The organism is Actinomadura nitritigenes (assembly GCF_017573545.1).
GTDB classification, from domain to species: domain Bacteria; phylum Actinomycetota; class Actinomycetes; order Streptosporangiales; family Streptosporangiaceae; genus Spirillospora; species Spirillospora nitritigenes.
In genome coordinates this window covers 207,307-224,741 of the sequence record NZ_JAGEOK010000012.1, presented here as the reverse complement: position 1 = coordinate 224,741, position 17,435 = coordinate 207,307, and the positions used below count along the sequence as shown (strand labels likewise).

The following is a 17,435-nucleotide window of genomic DNA, read 5'->3' as shown; positions in this document are numbered from 1 at the left end:
ATGGACCGAGTGCTGAAGCTCCTCGGCATGCGCTACGCCATCGCCGCCCTCGTCCTGGTCGGCCTCGCGGCCCTCTACGGCGCCGCGTCGTTCTCCCGCCCCGGGAACGCCGTGGCCAAGGGGCGCAGCGAGCCCGTCGACGCCGCCGTGATGGTCTGCCCGGGGCACGAGGGCGGCCGCGTCGCCCTCCAGTCCCTCCCGCAGAAGCGGACCGGCGGACGCCTCGACGTGGCCGACACCCGCGGCGGCTCCCCGCTCGCCTCCATGACCGCCCCCGGCCAGGGCTGGGACAAGGACACGGGCACCACCGAGGACTCCTACACCGTCCGGGCCACCGGCGCCCTCGCCGCCGGGATCGAGGCCGAGCAGACCACCCACTGGTCCGGCGGCGCCGACCGCGGCCTGGCGAGCGCCCGCTGCGCCCGTCCCGGCACCGACCTGTGGTTCCTCGGCCCCGGCCCGCTCGCCGCCGACCGGCTCGACCTGTACCTCACCAACGTCGACGCCCAGCCCGCGTCCGTCGACGTCACCGGCCTGTCCGGGGAGGGGCCGCTCGACACCACCGAGGGCCTCGCCACGCCCGTCGCCCCGTACGGCACCAGCGTCATCAGGATCGGCGAGCAGCCGGAAGGGCTCGGCGACATCGTCAAGACGGCCCGTGACCTCGCGCTCCACGTGCACACCACCGCCGGGCGCGTCGCGGCGTCGCTGCGGGTCCGGGTCGGCGAGAAGAAGGGCGTCGAGTGGCTGCCGCTGTCGCCCGAGCCCGCCGCGTCCGCGGTCGTCCCCGGCGTGCCCGGCGGCGACGGGCAGCGCAGGCTCGTCATCGCGGTGCCCGGCGAGGCCGACGCCCGGATCAGGGTGCGGGCCGTCACCGCCGACGGCGCCTTCGCCCCGCAGGGCCAGGACATCGTGGAGGCGCCCGCGCAGAGCGTCACCTCCGTCGACCTCGCCGGCGCCCTGTCCGGCCGCGCCGCCGCCGTCCGGCTGGACTCCGACCGGCCGATCATCGCCGGGTACGCGGCCTCGCGCGGCGCCGACGTCGCCTACGGCACCGCCACCGAGCCGCTCGGCGGTGCGTCCGGGGCCTCCGCGGTCATCGCCGACGACCGGTTCGACGCGTCCGTCGTCCTCACCGCGCCCGCGGGCCGCGCCACCGTCCAGATCACCACGATGGACGCGCAGGGGGCGGGCGCACCGCAGAACGTCGAGATCGGCGCGGGACGCACCGTCGAGACGAAGCTCGCCGCACCGCACGGCGGCGACAAGGGCTACGGGGCCGTCATCACGGCCGGGCCGGGGTCGGGGCCGGTCTACGCCGCGCGGATCATGGCGAAGGGCAAGGGCGACGGCTACCTGTTCACCGTGCTGCCGCTGATGCCCGCGCCCACCACCGTCCGGCTCCCGCCCACGGGCGGCAGCCAGACCGCCCTCATCCGCTAGCCGCCATCGGCCGTGCATGTTCGGCCGGGCGCCGTCGGCTAGTCGTCCGGGGAGTCATAGCTCGGGTCGACGGACTCGGGGGAGAGGCCGAGGAGGTCGGCGACCTCCTCCACCAGCAGGTCGCGCACCAGCCGGCCGAGCTCCTGCTCGCCCGACGCGCGCGCCTCCACGGGACGCCGGAACACCACGATGCGGAGGGGACGGGCGCCGTCGGCGGGGACGGTCCGGCCGAGGGGGACGGGGCCGTCGAACCACGGCTCGACGTCCGGCACCTCCTCGACGCCGAACTCCACACCGGCCAGCTCCCTGCCCCAGCGCGCGCCGAGCCGCCGCACCTCGTCGTGGACGAGGTCGTCGAACTTCTCCGCGCGGGTTCGGGAGACCGGCGCCTGCGGGGGCGTCAGAGGGCCACGGAGCCCGCGACCGTGCCGATCGCGGCGCCGTACGCCTGCCTCACGGGATCGCACCCCCTCAGGTTACCTCCCGCCGCACGCGAACCCCGGCGCCCGCACCAGGAACACCCGTCTCCGCATCGGGAACACCAACGTGGCGCCCCGGACAGCGACCGCACGGCGCCTCGGACAGCGACCGCACGGCGCCCCCGACAGCGGCCCCACGGTGAGGGTTCGGGTCCACACGGTATGTAGTTGTTACCCCGGAAATCGGCCGGTAACGGCGACACGTGCGCCCGGGTGGTGGCGGAGGCGGCGGGAGCGAGGTACGGTCGGCCATCGTGAGCCCCGTCCGCACCTGCTCCCGCACCGCCTGCAAGGCGCCCGCAGTCTTCACGCTCACGTACGTCTACCGCGACTCGACCGCTGTCCTGGGGCCCCTCGCCACGTACGCCGAGCCGCACTGCTACGACCTGTGCGCGGAGCATTCGGAGCGGCTGACCGCCCCCATGGGCTGGGAGCTGGTCCGGCTCCCCGTCGAGGAGGAGACCGAGCCGAGCGCCGACGACCTCGAGGCGCTCGCCGACGCCGTCCGCGAGGCCGCCCGCCCCGCGCCGGCCCCCGGGCAGGAGCCCGTCGGGCAGGGCACCGAGGTCGGCCGCCGCGGCCACCTGCGCGTGCTGCGCTCCGAACCGGCGGGCACCCAGCCGCAGGAGTGACCCCGGTCACGCCCACGACCGGCACCGGCTCGGGCCGCCGCCGCGCTTCCCGGTAGGCTCGGTGGTCCCGTCGACTTTCGGTCATCACTTGCGTACAGGGGAGCAGGAGTGGGCGACCTCGCCAAGATCTTCAAGGCGTACGACATCCGCGGTGTCGTGCCCGACGAGCTGGACGCGGCGGTCGCGGAGGCGGCCGGCGCGGCGTTCGTGCGGGTGACCGGGGCGGACGCGATCGTCACCGCGCACGACATGCGCGAGTCGTCCGGGCCGCTCGCCGCCGCGTTCGCGCGCGGCGCGACCTCGCAGGGCGCGGACGTGATCGAGGCCGGCCTCGGCTCGACCGACATGCTCTACTACGCCAGCGGCGACCTGGACGTCCCCGGCGCGATGTTCACCGCCAGCCACAACCCGGCGAAGTACAACGGCATCAAGCTGTGCCGGGCGGGCGCCAAGCCGGTCGGCCGCGACACCGGCCTCACCGAGATCCGCGAGATGGTCGAGAACGGCGTCCCGGCCCACGGCGGGGAGCCCGGCACGGTGTCGCGGCGCGACGTCCTGCACGGCTACGCCGACCACCTCAAGACGCTGGTCGACCTGTCCTCTGTCCGCCCGCTCAAGGTCGTCGTGGACGCGGGCAACGGCATGGGCGGCCACACCGTCCCGGTCGTCTTCGAGGGACTGCCGATCGACCTCGTCCCCCTGTACTTCGAGCTGGACGGCACCTTCCCCAACCACGAGGCCAACCCGATCGAGCCGGAGAACCTGCGCGACCTGCAGGCCAAGGTCCGCGAGACCGGCGCCGACATCGGCCTCGCCTTCGACGGCGACGCCGACCGCTGCTTCGTGGTGGACGAGCGCGGCGAGATCGTCGCGCCGTCCGCGATCACCGCGCTGGTCGCGGTGCGGGAGCTGGCCAAGCACCCGGGCGCCCCGATCGTGCACAACCTGATCACCTCGAAGGCCGTCCCGGAGATCGTCACCGAGAACGGCGGATCCCCCGTCCGGACCCGGGTCGGGCACTCGTTCATCAAGCAGACGATGGCGGAGACGGGCGCGGTGTTCGGCGGCGAGCACTCGGCGCACTTCTACTTCCGCGACTTCTGGTTCGCCGACTCCGGCATGCTCGCCGCGCTGCACGTGCTGGCCGCGCTGGGCGAGCAGGACGGGCCGCTGTCGGAACTGCTGGGCGAGTACACGCGGTACGCGGCGTCCGGCGAGATCAACAGCGAGGTCGCCGACCAGGACGCCGCGGCGGACAAGGTCCGCGAGGCGTTCGCCGGCCGCCCCGGCGTTACGATCGACGAGCTGGACGGCCTGACCGTCGGGGACGAGGCCGCCGGATGGTGGTTCAACCTGCGGCCGTCCAACACCGAGCCGCTGCTGCGCCTCAACGCGGAGGCCGGCGACGAGGCCACCATGGCGGCGATCCGCGACGAGGTCCTGGCCATCGTGAGGGAGAAGTGACGCTGCTATGACCATGAAGCTGGACTCCTGGCTGCTGGAGATCCTGGCCTGCCCGAACTGCGGCGGCGAGCTCCGCGCCGACGAAGCCGCCGCCGAGCTGGTGTGCACCGGCTCCTGCGGCTACGCCTACCCGGTCCGCGACGACATCCCCGTCCTCCTCGTCGACGAGGCCCGGGCCCCGGCTTCGTGAGCACGCTCGATCCGGGACGGCTGGAGGAGGCACGGGACGTCGAGGCGGCCGATCCGGGCGGGATGCTGCGGCAGGTCGCCTCGTCCGCGGCGCAGATCCGGGAGGCGCGGCGCGCGGCGGAGGAGGCCGGCGTCGCGGCGCTCGCCGAGGACGGCCGCCCCCGCGCGGTCGTGGTCACCGGGATGGGCGGCTCCGGGATCTCCGGGGACGTCCTCGCGGCGGTGTGCGGGCTCGGCTGCCCCGTCCCGGTCACGACGGTCCGCGGGTACCGGCTGCCCGGCTGGGTCGGCGCCGCCGACCTGGTGATCGCGGTGTCGTGCTCCGGCTCCACCGAGGAGACCCTGGAGGTGGCGGCGCAGGCGGCCCGGCGCGGCTGCCGGCTGCTGTGCGTCGGCGGGGCGGGCTCGCCGCTGGCCGATCTCGCCGCCCGCAGCCGGGGCGTGTTCGTCCCGGTGCGGTCGGTGGGGCAGCCGCGGTCGACGCTGTGGGGTCTCACCGTCCCGCTGCTCGTCGCGGCCCGCACGCTCGGCCTGACGGACGTCCCCGACGCGGTGCTGGAGTCCACGGCGGCCCGCCTGGAGGACGTCGCGCACCGGTGCCGCCCGGACAGCGAGCCGTTCGTGAACCCGGCGAAGCGGATCGCGCTGGACCTCGCCGGCGACGTCCCGCTGGTGTGGGGGACGTCCCCGCTCGCCGAGACGGCCGCGTACCGGATGTGCTGCCAGCTCAACGAGAACGCCAAGTACCCGGGCGTCTTCGGCGGCCTGCCGGAGGCGGACCACAACCAGGTGATGGCGTTCGACGGCCTGTTCGCGGGCGGCGGCGCGCCGGCCGATCCCGACGCGTCATTGTGGGGGCCGGCCCCCACACACCCCGACAACGACGATTTCTTCCGCGACCGCGCCGAGGACGCGGAGCACGGCCTGCACCTGGTCGTGCTCCGCGACACCGAGGAGCATCCGCAGACCGCCAAGCGGCGCGAGGCGTCCGTCGAGCTGGCCCGGAACCGGGGCGTCGCGGTGACCGAGATCCTCGCCGAGGGCGACCACCCGCTCGAGAGGATCGCGACAATGATCGCGCTGGCGGACTATGTCACGGTTTACTTGGCCATCACGCTGGGCGTCGACCCGACGCCCGTGCCGGCCATTCAAGAGCTCAAAGCGAGGATTGCCTAGATGAGTGCTGAGGGTGGGACGAAGGCCATCATCGCGGCCCTGGCCGCCAACCTCGGAATCGCCGCGTCGAAGATGGTCGCGTTCGCGTTCACGGGGTCGTCGTCGATGCTGGCGGAGTCGATCCACTCGGTCGCCGACTCGGGGAACCAGGGGCTGCTGCTGCTCGGCCGCAAGCGCTCCGAACGCGACCGGACGCCCGAGCACCCGTTCGGCTACGGGCGGGAGCGGTACTTCTACGCGTTCGTCGTCGCGGTCGTGCTCTTCACCGTCGGCTCGGCGTTCTCGCTGTACGAGGGCTACCACAAGATCCTGCACCCGGCGGACGTCGAGTCGCCGATCTGGGCGTTCGCGGTGCTGATCATCGCGATCGGGATGGAGGGCTTCTCCTTCCGCACCGCGATCAAGGAGTCGAACCAGCTGCGCGCCGGCACGTCGTGGTGGGCGTTCATCCGCCGCGCGAAGGCGCCCGAGCTGCCGGTCGTCCTGCTGGAGGACGCGGCGGCGCTGATCGGCCTGGTCCTCGCGCTGTTCGGCGTGTCGATGGCGGTCGCGACCGGCGACGGGCGCTGGGACGGCATCGGCACCGTCGGCATCGGCGTCCTGCTGGGCCTGGTCGCCACGGTGCTGGCGATCGAGACCAAGAGCCTGCTGATCGGCGAGGGCGTCGACGCCGACCAGGAGAAGCGGATCATCGACGCGCTGGAGTCGGTGGAGCAGGTCGACCACGTCATCCACATGCGGACCGAGTACCTCGGCCCGGAGGAGCTGCTGATCGCCGCGAAGATCGCCGTCTACCACGACGACACCGCCGCCGAGGTGGCCCGCGGCATCGACGCGGCCGAGGCGAAGGTCCGCGCGCTGGTCCCCGAGGCGGGCATGATCTACCTGGAGCCGGCGCTGGACGAGGCGGACCGCAGGCACGCCCCCGCCCCTGGGCCCGGCGAACCGGTCGAGAAGGGCGCGGGCGAGAGCGTGTGAGGAAGGCGGCCCCTTCGGGGCCGCGTCGAGGGGCCGGCGGCGGCCCCGTCCGGGCCGCCACGGGCGGCCGCATGGGATCCCTCGCCGGGCGGCCGGAACCTGTTGCCGGCCGAACCCCAGCCCAGGCGAGACCGGCGAATGCCTCCGCGGAGGCGGGCGGCGCGGCCGTCCGGCGAGGTGCTTCCCATGCTTCCCCGCCCGGACCCCTGAAACCGGGCGGTTGGCGTGACCGCGGCGACCCCGCCGAACCCCCTATGTCGGCAGTGCCGCCGTCGCGGTCACGGTTAAGACATTACGTCTCCGCCGGTCGCCCGCACGTCCCCCCCAAGGAGGGATCGGGGGTCGTCCTCCAGGGGGATTCAGGCCGTGCGCATACCACCGCACGGTGAGGTGATGAGCTCCGACAGCGGTCAGTATTGAGAAGTGACCACCGATGACAAGGCCCGGACCGGACCCGACCCCGCGGGGTTCGGCCCAGCCCTCGCGCACCAGGCGTGGCGGCTGTCCGGCCGGATCGTGGCGGGGGTGGGGCAGCTGCTGCTCTGGGTCCTCACCGGCATCGGGCACCTGCTGCGGCCGCTCGCCGTCAGGCTCGGCGCCCGGCTGAACGGCGCGGGCCGCGGGCCCGCTCCCGGCGTGCCGCCCGGCGTGCCGGGCGCACCGCCCCGTCCCGCCGGTGAGACGGCGCCGCTGCCCCGCTGGATCAACACCTGGAGCGAGTTCACCGGCGCCTGGTACTTCGCCCCGCTCACCGGCCTCGCGCTGACCATCGCCGCGCTGGCCGAGCTGGCGCCGAGCACCGGGTCCCCGCTTAGCCTCGCCGGGGGCTTCGCGGTCGCCTCGACGGTCCCGCTGGTCTGGCGCCGCGAGAACCTGCGGCCCGTCGCGGCCGTCGTCCTCGGCGCGTTCGCGGCCGGGCTGCTCACCGGCCAGCAGCTGCTGATCACCACCGCGTTCGCGGCGCTCTACACGCTGTACGCGCTCGGCCGGCAGCTGCCCCGGCAGTCCGCGGGCGTCCTCGCGGCCGGGAGCGTCGCCACCGTCGCCGTCGTCTACCTCGCCACGGGCACCCTCGACGACGTCCCCTGGCCGGCCGCGGTCGTCGCCGTGCTGGCCGCCATCGGCCTCGGCGACGCGCGCCGCGCCGTCGAGTCCGCGGGCCGCACCGAGGCGGAGGCGGAGGAGCGGACCAACGAGACCCTCACCCGGCTCACCGCCGTCCAGCGCGAGCAGGCCGTCATGCGCGAGCGCGCCCGCATCGCCCGCGAGCTGCACGACGTCGTCGCGCACTCCGTCTCCATGATCGCCGTGCAGGCGGAGACCGCCCCGTACACGATGGACGACCTGTCGCCCGAGGCCCGCGCCGGGTACACCGAGATCGCCAGGACGGCCCGGGAGGCGCTGGTGGAGATGCGCCGGCTGCTCAGCGTGCTGCGCGCCGACGCCAAGCCCGAGCCGGAGGCCGCGAACTCCCCGCAGCCGCGCCTCGACCGGCTCCCCGACCTGATCGAGCAGCACCGCGGCGCGGGCGGCGTCGTCGACCTCGCCGTGCACGGCGACCCGCGGGCGCTGTCCACCACGGTGGAGCTGTCGGCGTACCGGATCGTCCAGGAGGCGCTGACGAACGCGCGGCGGCACGCGCCCGGCGCCGGGGTGCACGTCGACCTCACCTTCCTTCCCGACCGGCTCGCGGTCCGGGTCCGCGACGACGGCTCCGCCGGATCGACGCGGGTGCTGAACCGGGACGATCCCGCCGCCCGTACCGCGGTACTGGACCCCGCCGGCGCGGGCCCGGCCGGTCCGACCCGGCTGGAGGGCGCGCGGCCGCCGACCGGCGGCCCCGGCGGCGGGCCGGGCGGCGGACACGGTCTCGTCGGCATGCGGGAACGTGCGACCATGCTGGGCGGACGGTTCTCCGCCGGCCCGGCGACCGACGGCGGGTTCCTGGTGGAGGCCGAGCTTCCGCTGACGAGGGAGGGGAATTCCACCAGTGGACACGGTTCCGAGGCGCCCCCCGGCCGCCGCTGACCGCGCTCTCGCCCGCTCCGGACCGGAGCCCCGCCGGTGATCCGGGTGCTGGTGGTGGACGACCAGACCATCGTCCGCGCCGGATTCGCCGCCCTCCTCGACGCGCAGGAGGACATCACCGTCGTCGGCGAGGCCGGCGACGGGCGGCAGGCGGTCGCGCTCGCCGAGCGGGGCCGTCCCGACGTCGTCGTCATGGACATCCGGATGCCCGGGATGGACGGCATCGAGGCCACCCGCAGGATCCTCGCGCAGCCCGGCTCCGAAGGCGTCCGCGTCCTCGTCCTCACCACCTTCGACGTGGACGAGTACGTCTACGAGGCGCTCGCGGTCGGCGCGTCCGGCTTCCTGCTCAAGGACGCGACCGCCGACGAGCTGGTCTCCGCGGTCCGGGTCGTCGCGCGGGGCGACTCGCTGCTGGCGCCGCAGGTCACCGGGCGGCTGATCCGGGAGTTCACCAAGCAGCGGCGGAGCCGGCCGCAGGCGCCGTCGGAGCTGTCCACGCTGACGGCCCGGGAGAGCGAGGTGCTGGTGCTGATCGCGGGCGGGCTGTCCAACGCCGAGATCGCCGCCCGCCTCGTGGTCAGCGAGCACACGGTCAAGACGCACGTGGCCCGGGTCTTCACCAAGCTGGGCCTGCGCGACCGGGCCCAGGCCGTCATGCTCGCCTACGAGTCCGGCGTGGTCGTCCCGGGAGAGAACGCGACCTGATCAGCCGTTCGGCGGCGGGTACGGCCCGTTGTTCGGCGGCGGGTACGGCCCGCTGTTCGGCGGCGGCGGGAGGTCGGCAGGCCGGGCGTTCGGCGCGGGCGGATGAACGGGCGGGTACCCGGGCGGAGCGCCACCGTATCCGGGGCCGGACGGGTGTCCGGGGGCGGGGCCGCCGTATCCGGGGCCGGACGGGTGTCCGGGGGCGGGGCCGCCGTACGCGGGGCCGGCGCCGGGGGCCGGCGTGTACGCCGTGCCCTTGCGGCGGCGCATGACGGCGGGGCCGAGGAAGATCACGCCGCAGCCGACCGCCAGCAGCGGCCCGACGATCATCATGATGATCGCCTCGCGGCCGTCCTTGGACTTCTGCTCGTCGTAGGAGCGGTGGGTGGCGCGCCCGTTCCGGAGCGTGGTGCAGCTGTCGCCCGGCGACATCACGCGCTCGCCGCACTTCACCGCGCCGCCGGGCATCGACGACACGCCGCCCACGAACAGTCCGATGCCGAGCACGAGGCCGAGCACCCCGTAGAGCCAGTTCTTCACGCGCCGCCTCCCGTCCGTCCAGCGGGATGGTAGTGGCCGCCGGCGGCGGAGCGGAGTCCGGCGGCCCGCCCGCTACCGGCGGCGCAGCAGCCGCAGCGCCTTCTCCTTCTCGAAGTCCAGCGCCCGAGCGGGCGGCGCGGACAGCCGGCCGATGCGCTCGCCCAGCTCCCGGACGTGCGCCTGGACCTGCGGCTCGGCGAGCACGCGGAGCCCGAACGCCAGCTCGGCGGGACCGATGTCGTAGCGCTTCTCCAGGGCCAGCGCGAGCGCGACGGCGCGCAGCTCGGCGTCGCCGAACCGCCGGTGCCCGCCGCCGCGTCCGGTGCCGCCGCCGCGCCCCGTCCCGGCGGCGGCCGGTGCGGGGTCGCGGGTCGCGGGCAGCAGCCCGAGCGTCTCCCGGTAGCGGAGCATGCGGGGCGAGGTGCCGAGCCGCCGGGCGGCCTCCGTGATGCGCATGGGTCGATTCTGACAAATTCGTGTGAGAAATGCGTCCCCGACCGTGCCTCCGGACCGTCCCCGCCCGTAGACTCGGCCGGGTCGGCCGGCCCGCGGGGCCGGTCCTCGCGGACGAACGACGCGACCCGCGGGCACAAGTGGACCTGCCGCGTGCGAGCGGACCTGCTGCAAAGCGGACCCTGCTGCGAGAAAGCAGACAAGGAGCAACGAAAGCATGGACTACAAGGTCGCCGACCTTTCGCTGGCGGACTTCGGCCGGCGGGAGATCCGGCTCGCCGAGCACGAGATGCCGGGCCTGATGGCGGTGCGCGAGGAGTACTCCGCCGCCAAGCCGCTGCGCGGCGCCAGGATCATGGGCTCGCTGCACATGACGATCCAGACGGCCGTGCTGATCGAGACGCTGGTGGAGCTCGGCGCCGACGTCCGCTGGGTGTCCTGCAACATCTTCTCCACCCAGGACCACGCCGCCGCCGCGATCGTCGTCGGCAAGGACGGCACGGCCGAGGACCCGAAGGGCGTCCCGGTGTTCGCCTGGAAGGGCGAGACGCTCGAAGAGTACTGGTGGTGCACCGACCAGGCCCTCCAGTGGCCGGACGGCTCCGGCCCGAACATGATCCTGGACGACGGCGGCGACGCGACCCTGCTCGTCCACAAGGGCGCCGAGTACGAGAAGGCAGGCGCCGTCCCGCAGGCGACCGAGGACGACCCGGAGGAGTGGGGGATCATCCTCGACACCCTCCGCCGCACCATCGCCGAGAAGCCGGGCCGCTGGACCGAGACCGCCGCCGCCATCAGGGGCGTCACCGAGGAGACCACCACCGGCGTCCACCGCCTGTACGAGATGGCGAAGGCCGGCACCCTCGCCTTCCCGGCGATCAACGTCAACGACTCGGTCACCAAGTCGAAGTTCGACAACAAGTACGGCTGCCGGCACTCGGTCATCGACGGCCTCAACCGCGCCACCGACGTGCTGATCGGCGGCAAGGTCGCCGTGGTGTGCGGCTACGGCGACGTCGGCAAGGGCTGCGCCGAGGCGCTGAAGGGCCAGGGCGCCCGCGTCATCGTCACCGAGATCGACCCGATCTGCGCGCTGCAGGCCGCGATGGACGGCTTCCAGGTCACCACCCTGGACGACGTCGTCGAGATCGCCGACATCTTCGTGACCACCACCGGCAACTTCAACATCATCCGCGCCGACCACATGGCCCGGATGAAGCACCAGGCGATCGTCTCCAACATCGGCCACTTCGACAACGAGATCGACATGGCCGGGCTCGCGAAGACCGACGGCATCGAGAAGATCGAGATCAAGCCGCAGGTGCACGAGTGGCGGTTCGCGGACGGCCACTCGATCATCGTGCTGGCCGAGGGCCGGCTGATGAACCTCGGCTGCGCCACCGGCCACCCGTCGTTCGTCATGTCCAACTCGTTCACCAACCAGGTCATCGCGCAGATCGAGCTGTTCACCAAGACCGAGGAGTACCCGGTCGGCGTGTACGTGCTGCCGAAGCACCTGGACGAGAAGGTCGCCCGCCTCCACCTGGACGCGCTCGGCGTCAAGCTGACCACGCTCACCAAGGAGCAGGCCGCCTACATCGGCGTCCACGTCGAGGGCCCGTACAAGCCGGACCACTACCGCTACTGATCGCCTGTAGCGTTCGGACCGCCGCACGGCCCCGGGCCGTGCGGCGGTTTGTGCCTTGAGGGGGACGGATGAGCGATATCGCGGACGTGTCGCTGGCGTACGAGGGCGTCAAGCGGATCGAGTGGGCCGACCGGAGCATGCCCGTGCTGCGGCAGATCCGGGAGCGGTTCACCAAGGAGCGCCCGCTGGACGGCCTGCGGATCGCGGCGTGCATGCACATCACGACGGAGACGGCCTGCCTGATCCGGACCCTGCAGGCGGGAGGGGCGAGCGTGGCGCTCGCATCGTCCAACCCGCTGTCCACGCAGGACGACACGGCCGCCGCGCTCGTGCAGGAGGACGGCACCGAGGTCTTCGCGCGCGCGGGCATCGACCGTGAGGGCTACTACGCGCACATCCACCAGGCGCTGGAGACGGGCCCCGACCTGGTGCTGGACGACGGCTGCGACCTCGTCAACACGCTCCACACCGATCGCACCGATCTGCTGCCCACGGTGAAGGCCGGCTGCGAGCAGACGACGACGGGTGTCATACGCCTCCACCAGATGGCCCTTGAGGGCGCCCTCCGGTTCCCCATGGTCGCGGTCAACGACACCGATACGAAGCACATGTTCGACAACCGGTACGGGACCGGGCAGTCGACGCTGGACGGCATCATCCGCGCCACCAACACGCTGCTGGCGGGCAAGACGGTGGTCATCGCGGGCTTCGGCTACTGCGGGAGGGGCCTCGCCGAGCGCGCGCGGGGGCTGGGCGCCCGTGTCGTCATCACCGAGATCGACCCGGTGAAGGCGCTGGACGCGGCGCTGCAGGGCTTCGCCGTGCAGCCGATGGCCGAGGCGGCGGTGGACGGCGACGTGTTCATCACCGTCACCGGCAACCGCGACGTGGTGAACGCCGAGCACCTCGCGCTGATGAAGGACGGCGCCATCCTCGCCAACTCCGGCCACTTCGACGTCGAGATCGACGTGCGCGCGCTGGAGGAGATGGCGGTCGCCGTCCACCACGGCGTGCGCCCGCAGACGGACGAGTACGTCCTGGCCGACGGCCGCCGCCTGGTCCTGCTGGCCGAGGGGCGCCTCGTCAACCTGGCGGCCGCCGAGGGCCATCCGGCCGCGGTGATGGACATGTCCTTCGCCGACCAGGCCCTCACGTGCGCGTGGCTCGCGACGGCGCACGCGTCGCTGCCCGCCGCCGTCCACGACGTCCCCAAGGAGATCGACACGGAGGTGGCCCGGCTGAAGCTGGCGTCCATGGCCATCTCCATCGACCTGCTCACCCCAGACCAGGAGGACTACCTGCACTCCTGGCGCATCGGGTCCTGACCCCGTGCCGTCCGGGACGTACCTCCATGTCGACGAGGGGATCGAGGAGCGCTTCCAGTGCGCTCCCGGGCCCGGCGGCTGGCGCTACACGTCGCGACGGGACGACGGCGTCCGCCTGGACCTCGTCGTGGACGCGCGCTGGCGGCAGATCCGCGTCGAGGTCGTCGCCCCCGGGTGGTGGCTGCGCGGCGGGCTGACCGGGCCGGAGCTGGCGTGGGTGCGCGCGGCGGGGGAGTCGGGCACCGAGCACGGGGAGCGGGCGGCGGGCTTCGTGTCCGGCTCGCCGGGGTTCCTCGTCGCGGTGGCGCGTTCCCTGGAGCTGGACGAGGGCGCCGCGGCCGATGTCCGCCTCGTCCGGTTGAGCGGGACGTCGCTGTCGGCGCTGACGGTGCTGTGGCGGTGGCGCCGGGGCGCGACGTCCTCCTACGAGACCGAGACCGAGCCGCTGCCCGTGACGGAGTACGAGATCACCGATCTGGCGACGGGCGAGGCGGAGTCCCTGTACCTGGCCGGTGACGTCGCCGTGGCGGCTCCGGGCGTGGAACTCACCGACCTGGAGTCGCCGCCGAACCTCCTCGCCTGACTCCTGGCGCTCACTGGTCCGGAAGGAGCGCCAGCAGGGCGTCCACGGCGGGCGGCAGGGGGCGCGCGGCGAGGGTGACGGCGACGAGGTCGCGGTGCAGCGGCGGATCGGTCGGGACGGCGGCGACGCGGTCCGCCGCGCTCCGGAGGGCCTGGGGCGGCAGCAGCGACACGCCCAGCCCATGGCCGACGAGTTCCACCAGGTACTGGATGGTGTCGACCTCCGCGGCGACCCGGCGGCGGAGGCCGGCGGCGGCGCAGGCGGCGTCGATCTGGGCGCGCAGCGCCGAGTCCGCGCGGTACTCGACGAAGTCGCGGGCGGCGAGCGCGGGGTCGGCGAGGCGGATCGCGCCGCGGGCGGCCAGCGGGTCCGTCCGGGGGACGGCGAGGACGAGCCGGTCGCCGCCGAGCGGGTGCTCGGCGAGCCGGGGCTCGCCGGTCGCGCGGTCGACGAACGCGAGGTCGATCCGTCCGGCGGCGGTCTCGCGGGCGAGGGCGGCCGCGCCCGCGTGCCGCAGCCGGAGGGCGACGCCGGGGTGGCGGCGCCGGTAGCGGGCGAGCAGCGCGGGCAGGTCCAGGACGCCGAGGGTCTGGATCGCGCCGATGGTCAGCCGGCCGCGCAGCAGCCCGCGGACCCCGGCGACGGCGTCGCGGCCGCTCTCCGCGGCGGCCAGCGCGCGGCGCGCGGACGGCAGCAGCGCGCGGCCCGCCTCGGTCAGCTCGACGCGGCGGTTGGTGCGGGTGAACAGCCGGGAGCCGAGTTCGCGTTCGAGGGCGCCGATCGAGCTGGACAGGCTGGACTGCACGACGTGGACGCGCGCGGCGGCCCGGGTGAAGTGCAGTTCTTCGGCGACGGCGACGAAGTGCTCGAGCTGGCGCAGCTCCATGGATCGACTGTACCGATGATGAGCATGGGAGCCATGTGTTGGACTGATGATGGTTCCGGCCGCCACCCTGGGAAGGGTGTTCTGGGTGGAAGGAGCGGATTGATGGGGATTCGGGGGCAAGGTTCGCGGCGCGACCTGCGAAGGGCGGCCGGCCCGGCGTGCATGGCGTACGCGTTCTGGGCCGTCATGCTCGGCACCACGCTCGCGACGCCGCTGTACCCCATCTACCAGCGGCAGCTCGGCTTCGGCAGCCTCGTCACGACCGTCGTCTTCGCCGTCTACGCGGCCGGCGTGATCTTCGCGCTGCTGTTCGGACGGTCCTCGGACGCGCTCGGCCGACGCCGCATGATGCTCGGGGGCGTGGCGGTGTCGATGATCGCCGCCGTGGTGTACCTGGTGGCCGGCGACGTCCCGGTCCTGCTGGCCGCGCGGGTGCTGTCGGGCCTGTCGGCGGGGGTCGTCACCGCGACCGGGACGGTCACGCTGGTCGAACTCGTCCGGCCGGAACGCCGCGGCGCGGCGGCGCTGCTCGCGGCGGCCGTCAACATGTTCGGGCTCGGCAGCGGCCCGCTGCTCGCCGGGCTCCTCGCCGAGTACGCGCCGCATCCGCTGCGGCTGCCGTTCGCCGTGGACCTCGTCGTCCTCGCGTTCGCGCTGGTGGCCGTGCTGGTGGCGCCCGAGACCATCCGCGAACCCCGGGTCACGTGGCCCCGGGCGCAACGGCCCGGGGTGCCGGCCGAGGTGCGGCCGGTGTTCGTGCCCGCGGCCGTCGCCGCGTTCGCCGCGTTCGCCGTCTTCGGCCTCGTCACCGCCGTCGTGCCGGGGATCCTCGCCACCGTGCTGCACCGTCCCGACAGGGCCCTCACGGGCGCCGTGGTGTTCGCCATGTTCGGCGCGTCCACGGCCGGGCAGGTGCTGTTCGCCAAGGTGCCGGAGCGGATCGCGCTGCCCACGGGCTGCGGGGTCCTCGTCGCGGGGCTTGCCGCGATAGCCGGCGCGCTCCTGGCCGAGTCCCTCCCGCTGCTCGTCACCGGGACCGTCGTGGTGGGGCTGGGGCAGAGTCTCGGCTTCCGCGCCGGGCTGGCCGCCGTCACCGCCGGCACTCCGGCCGCGCAGCGCGCTCAGACGGTGTCGAGCTTCTTCCTCACCGCCTACGCAGGGATCTCCCTGCCGGTGATCCTCGTCGGGGCCGCCGCCCAGGCGTTCGGGCTGCGCGACGCCGCCGTGGCGTTCACGGCGGCCGTCGCGGTGCTCGCGCTGGCGGCCCTGGTCGCACTCCTCCGACTCGAACGGCGCGGGACGTCCGGGGGCGCTGCGGAGTCCGGCCGGGACCGCTCCCCGCACCACGCCGGACGCTGACCGGCGTGGTGGAAGGCTTACACGGGCCCATAGGCCGGCTGAGGGCTACGGCGTGACGGTGACGGTGTGGGACGCGGTGTTGGGGTCGGCCCACACGGACAGGACGTGACGGCCCGCGTCCCAGGCCGTCCGCCACTTCCCGGCCGGATCGGTCGACGTGACCTTCGGGGTGGACGGGAACCAGATCTCCGTGGGGCCCGACACGCCGGCCTTGTTCCGCCACGAGACCGTGAGCGTCGGCGAGGAGTACGACATCGTCACCGGGGTGCCCGCTATGGCTCTGGCATAGGGCCGGGCCAACAGCTTGGTGAAGAGCGTCGGATTGCCCTTTCCATCGGTCACGCCCGTGGAACCCGGGTCGTTGGACCAGTAGGACCAGCCGATGCCCAGGTCGTCCGCCATGGAGAGCCAGTCGCCGGTGAAGTCCGCCGCACCGGGCGCGTCCTGGCCCATGCCGCCGACCTCACCGAGCCACATCGGAGCGTTCAGACGGCGTGCCGCAGCGGGCATGTTGCGCTTCCACAGCGCGAACTGTGCCTGGATGAGGAGTTTCGTGGCGCCGCTGTAGGCGCCGCCGAGGTCCACCCCGCCCGGATAGAAGTGCGGCGCCAGGACGATGCGGGGCGTCCCTGGGCGCGGGTCCTTGACGGGGGCGATGGACGATTCGGCGCCCTCGTTGGAGCCGAGGGCCTCGGGCTCCACGAACACCCAGTTGTCCCGGTCCACCTTGCGGATGGCGTTGACGACGCGCTGGTAGAAGGGGGTCAGGATGGGGCCCTCGAAGAAGCCGAACTGGCGGGTCCCGCCGAACGGCTCGTTCATGAGGTCGTAGCCCAGGACGGCGGGGTCCCTGGCGAAGCGCTTCGCCACGTGCTGCCACATCGCCGTGTACCGCTGCATCAGCTCCGGGTGCTTCCCGGTGTTGTTCCAGAAGTTGTCGTACGCGCGCAGGATCGCGGGCTGGAGGTAGGTGAGGACCCACGGGTCCTGGGGCGTGCAGGGCAGTCCGTCGGTGATCGTGGCCCAGGCGGGGGCGCCGTCCCCTGCGCCCTTGCACGCGTCCGGGCCGTAGATGTCCTGGTGCATGTCGAGGATGACGTGCATGCCCTGTTCCCGGTACCAGGCCACCCGCTTGGCGACCTCGTCGAGATAGGCGTCGTCGTACTGCCCGGGCTTCGGCTCGACGTTCCTCCACAGGATCAGGTACCGCACCGAATCGGTGCCCATCTCGCGGGCCTCGCGGACGACGTCGTCCCGGTCGATCCACGGAAGGCCGCTGTCGCCCTTGGCGCTGCTGGCGGTGTTGAGTCCGTGCAGGATCAGCGTGCGGCCCTGGTCGTCGGTGATGGTAGGCGGCGGCGCGGCGTCCGCGTGCGCGTGGGCTCCGGCCGCCGCGGTCCCCGCGGTCCCGGCGAGGGCCAGCGCGGTGGTCAGGGTGATCCGGCCGAGGGCACTGCGGACGCGCATCCCGCCTCCTGAACGTGAAATTTGTTCGGATATTAGGAGGCGGGAAGGTCCTGCGGGAAGTCGTAGAAGTGCACAAC

Annotated in this window: 17 protein-coding genes; 12 read left to right on the top strand and 5 right to left on the bottom strand. The window is 73.6% G+C overall.

Translation table 11 applies throughout. The annotated features are described in order from the left end of the window. Positions 1-1,443 carry a DUF5719 family protein gene (locus tag J4557_RS20390; protein ID WP_208268306.1) on the top strand — a complete coding sequence of 481 codons (1,443 nt, stop codon included), beginning with the start codon at positions 1-3 and terminating at the stop codon, positions 1,441-1,443. Between the two features lie 38 nt (positions 1,444-1,481). Here J4557_RS20390 and J4557_RS20385 read toward each other — a convergent pair whose 3' ends face one another. Further along, positions 1,482-1,910: a metallopeptidase family protein gene (locus tag J4557_RS20385; RefSeq protein WP_208268305.1), complete on the bottom strand. Its 429-nt coding sequence runs from the start codon at positions 1,908-1,910 to the stop codon at positions 1,482-1,484. 266 nt (positions 1,911-2,176) lie between these two features. Here J4557_RS20385 and J4557_RS20380 point away from each other — a divergent pair, with 266 nt between their 5' ends. The 7 genes from J4557_RS20380 to J4557_RS20350 all read left to right on the top strand — a co-directional run bounded on the left by J4557_RS20380 (position 2,177) and on the right by J4557_RS20350 (position 9,097). Further along, entirely contained in the window at positions 2,177-2,554 is a 378-nt protein-coding gene (locus J4557_RS20380; RefSeq protein ID WP_190860159.1) for a DUF3499 domain-containing protein, read from the top strand. A 108-nt stretch (positions 2,555-2,662) separates the two neighbouring features. Further along, positions 2,663-4,018 (top strand): phosphomannomutase/phosphoglucomutase, encoded by a 1,356-nt coding sequence (locus J4557_RS20375; protein WP_208268304.1) that lies wholly within the window; start codon positions 2,663-2,665, stop codon positions 4,016-4,018. Between the two features lie 7 nt (positions 4,019-4,025). Beyond that, positions 4,026-4,208 carry a Trm112 family protein gene (locus tag J4557_RS20370; protein ID WP_208268303.1) on the top strand — a complete coding sequence of 61 codons (183 nt, stop codon included), beginning with the start codon at positions 4,026-4,028 and terminating at the stop codon, positions 4,206-4,208. Next, positions 4,205-5,383, top strand: coding sequence for a bifunctional phosphoglucose/phosphomannose isomerase (locus J4557_RS20365; protein WP_307800098.1), 1,179 nt, complete (start codon positions 4,205-4,207; stop codon positions 5,381-5,383). Before J4557_RS20370 ends, J4557_RS20365 begins: the two co-directional genes overlap by 4 nt. Beyond that, a complete protein-coding gene (locus tag J4557_RS20360) occupies positions 5,384-6,361 on the top strand; it encodes a cation diffusion facilitator family transporter (RefSeq protein WP_208268302.1) in 978 nt (325 codons plus the stop codon). It begins immediately after the preceding gene. 423 nt (positions 6,362-6,784) lie between these two features. Further along, the gene (locus J4557_RS51700) at positions 6,785-8,389 is read left to right on the top strand and encodes a sensor histidine kinase (RefSeq protein ID WP_307800096.1); all 1,605 of its coding nucleotides are present in this window, start codon (positions 6,785-6,787) and stop codon (positions 8,387-8,389) included. A gap of 36 nt (positions 8,390-8,425) precedes the next feature. Then, the gene (locus J4557_RS20350; RefSeq protein WP_208268301.1) at positions 8,426-9,097 is read left to right on the top strand and encodes a response regulator; all 672 of its coding nucleotides are present in this window, start codon (positions 8,426-8,428) and stop codon (positions 9,095-9,097) included. On the opposite strand, the gene J4557_RS20345 is transcribed toward J4557_RS20350, so the two are convergent. Both J4557_RS20345 and J4557_RS20340 read right to left on the bottom strand, forming a co-directional pair. After that, positions 9,098-9,637, bottom strand: coding sequence for a hypothetical protein (locus J4557_RS20345; protein ID WP_208268300.1), 540 nt, complete (start codon positions 9,635-9,637; stop codon positions 9,098-9,100). A 72-nt stretch (positions 9,638-9,709) separates the two neighbouring features. Continuing rightward, positions 9,710-10,093, bottom strand: coding sequence for a MerR family DNA-binding transcriptional regulator (locus J4557_RS20340; protein WP_208268299.1), 384 nt, complete (start codon positions 10,091-10,093; stop codon positions 9,710-9,712). 214 nt (positions 10,094-10,307) lie between these two features. On the opposite strand from J4557_RS20340, the gene ahcY (J4557_RS20335) reads away from it, so the two are divergent. The 3 genes from ahcY (J4557_RS20335) (at position 10,308) to J4557_RS20325 (ending at position 13,646) form a co-directional block, all read left to right on the top strand. Continuing rightward, positions 10,308-11,738: an adenosylhomocysteinase gene (ahcY, locus tag J4557_RS20335; protein WP_208268298.1), complete on the top strand. Its 1,431-nt coding sequence runs from the start codon at positions 10,308-10,310 to the stop codon at positions 11,736-11,738. A gap of 68 nt (positions 11,739-11,806) precedes the next feature. Then, entirely contained in the window at positions 11,807-13,063 is a 1,257-nt protein-coding gene (ahcY, locus tag J4557_RS20330) for an adenosylhomocysteinase (RefSeq protein ID WP_208268297.1), read from the top strand. A 4-nt stretch (positions 13,064-13,067) separates the two neighbouring features. After that, complete coding sequence (locus tag J4557_RS20325; protein ID WP_208268296.1) at positions 13,068-13,646, top strand: hypothetical protein; 579 nt, start codon at positions 13,068-13,070, stop codon at positions 13,644-13,646. A 10-nt stretch (positions 13,647-13,656) separates the two neighbouring features. Here the strand turns inward: J4557_RS20325 and J4557_RS20320 are convergent, their stop codons facing one another. Further along, complete coding sequence (locus J4557_RS20320; RefSeq protein WP_208268295.1) at positions 13,657-14,532, bottom strand: LysR family transcriptional regulator; 876 nt, start codon at positions 14,530-14,532, stop codon at positions 13,657-13,659. Between the two features lie 102 nt (positions 14,533-14,634). Here J4557_RS20320 and J4557_RS20315 point away from each other — a divergent pair, with 102 nt between their 5' ends. Beyond that, positions 14,635-15,891, top strand: coding sequence for an MFS transporter (locus tag J4557_RS20315; RefSeq protein WP_208268294.1), 1,257 nt, complete (start codon positions 14,635-14,637; stop codon positions 15,889-15,891). Between the two features lie 45 nt (positions 15,892-15,936). Here the strand turns inward: J4557_RS20315 and J4557_RS20310 are convergent, their stop codons facing one another. Next, positions 15,937-17,358 carry a cellulase family glycosylhydrolase gene (locus J4557_RS20310; RefSeq protein ID WP_208268293.1) on the bottom strand — a complete coding sequence of 474 codons (1,422 nt, stop codon included), beginning with the start codon at positions 17,356-17,358 and terminating at the stop codon, positions 15,937-15,939. Between the last annotated feature and the right edge of the window lie 77 nt (positions 17,359-17,435).

Excerpts from the sequence above, each read along its gene's own strand:
- J4557_RS20390 (WP_208268306.1), top strand. The coding sequence starts at position 1 with ATGGACCGAGTGCTGAAGCTCCTCGGCATGCGCTACGCCATCGCCGCC.
- J4557_RS20370 (WP_208268303.1), top strand. The coding sequence starts at position 4,026 with ATGACCATGAAGCTGGACTCCTGGCTGCTGGAGATCCTGGCCTGCCCG.
- J4557_RS20360 (WP_208268302.1), top strand. The coding sequence starts at position 5,384 with ATGAGTGCTGAGGGTGGGACGAAGGCCATCATCGCGGCCCTGGCCGCC.
- J4557_RS20340 (WP_208268299.1), bottom strand. The coding sequence starts at position 10,093 with ATGCGCATCACGGAGGCCGCCCGGCGGCTCGGCACCTCGCCCCGCATG.
- ahcY (WP_208268298.1), top strand. The coding sequence starts at position 10,308 with ATGGACTACAAGGTCGCCGACCTTTCGCTGGCGGACTTCGGCCGGCGG.
- ahcY (WP_208268297.1), top strand. The coding sequence starts at position 11,807 with ATGAGCGATATCGCGGACGTGTCGCTGGCGTACGAGGGCGTCAAGCGG.
- J4557_RS20320 (WP_208268295.1), bottom strand. The coding sequence starts at position 14,532 with ATGGAGCTGCGCCAGCTCGAGCACTTCGTCGCCGTCGCCGAAGAACTG.
- J4557_RS20315 (WP_208268294.1), top strand. The coding sequence starts at position 14,635 with ATGGGGATTCGGGGGCAAGGTTCGCGGCGCGACCTGCGAAGGGCGGCC.
- J4557_RS20310 (WP_208268293.1), bottom strand. The coding sequence starts at position 17,358 with ATGCGCGTCCGCAGTGCCCTCGGCCGGATCACCCTGACCACCGCGCTG.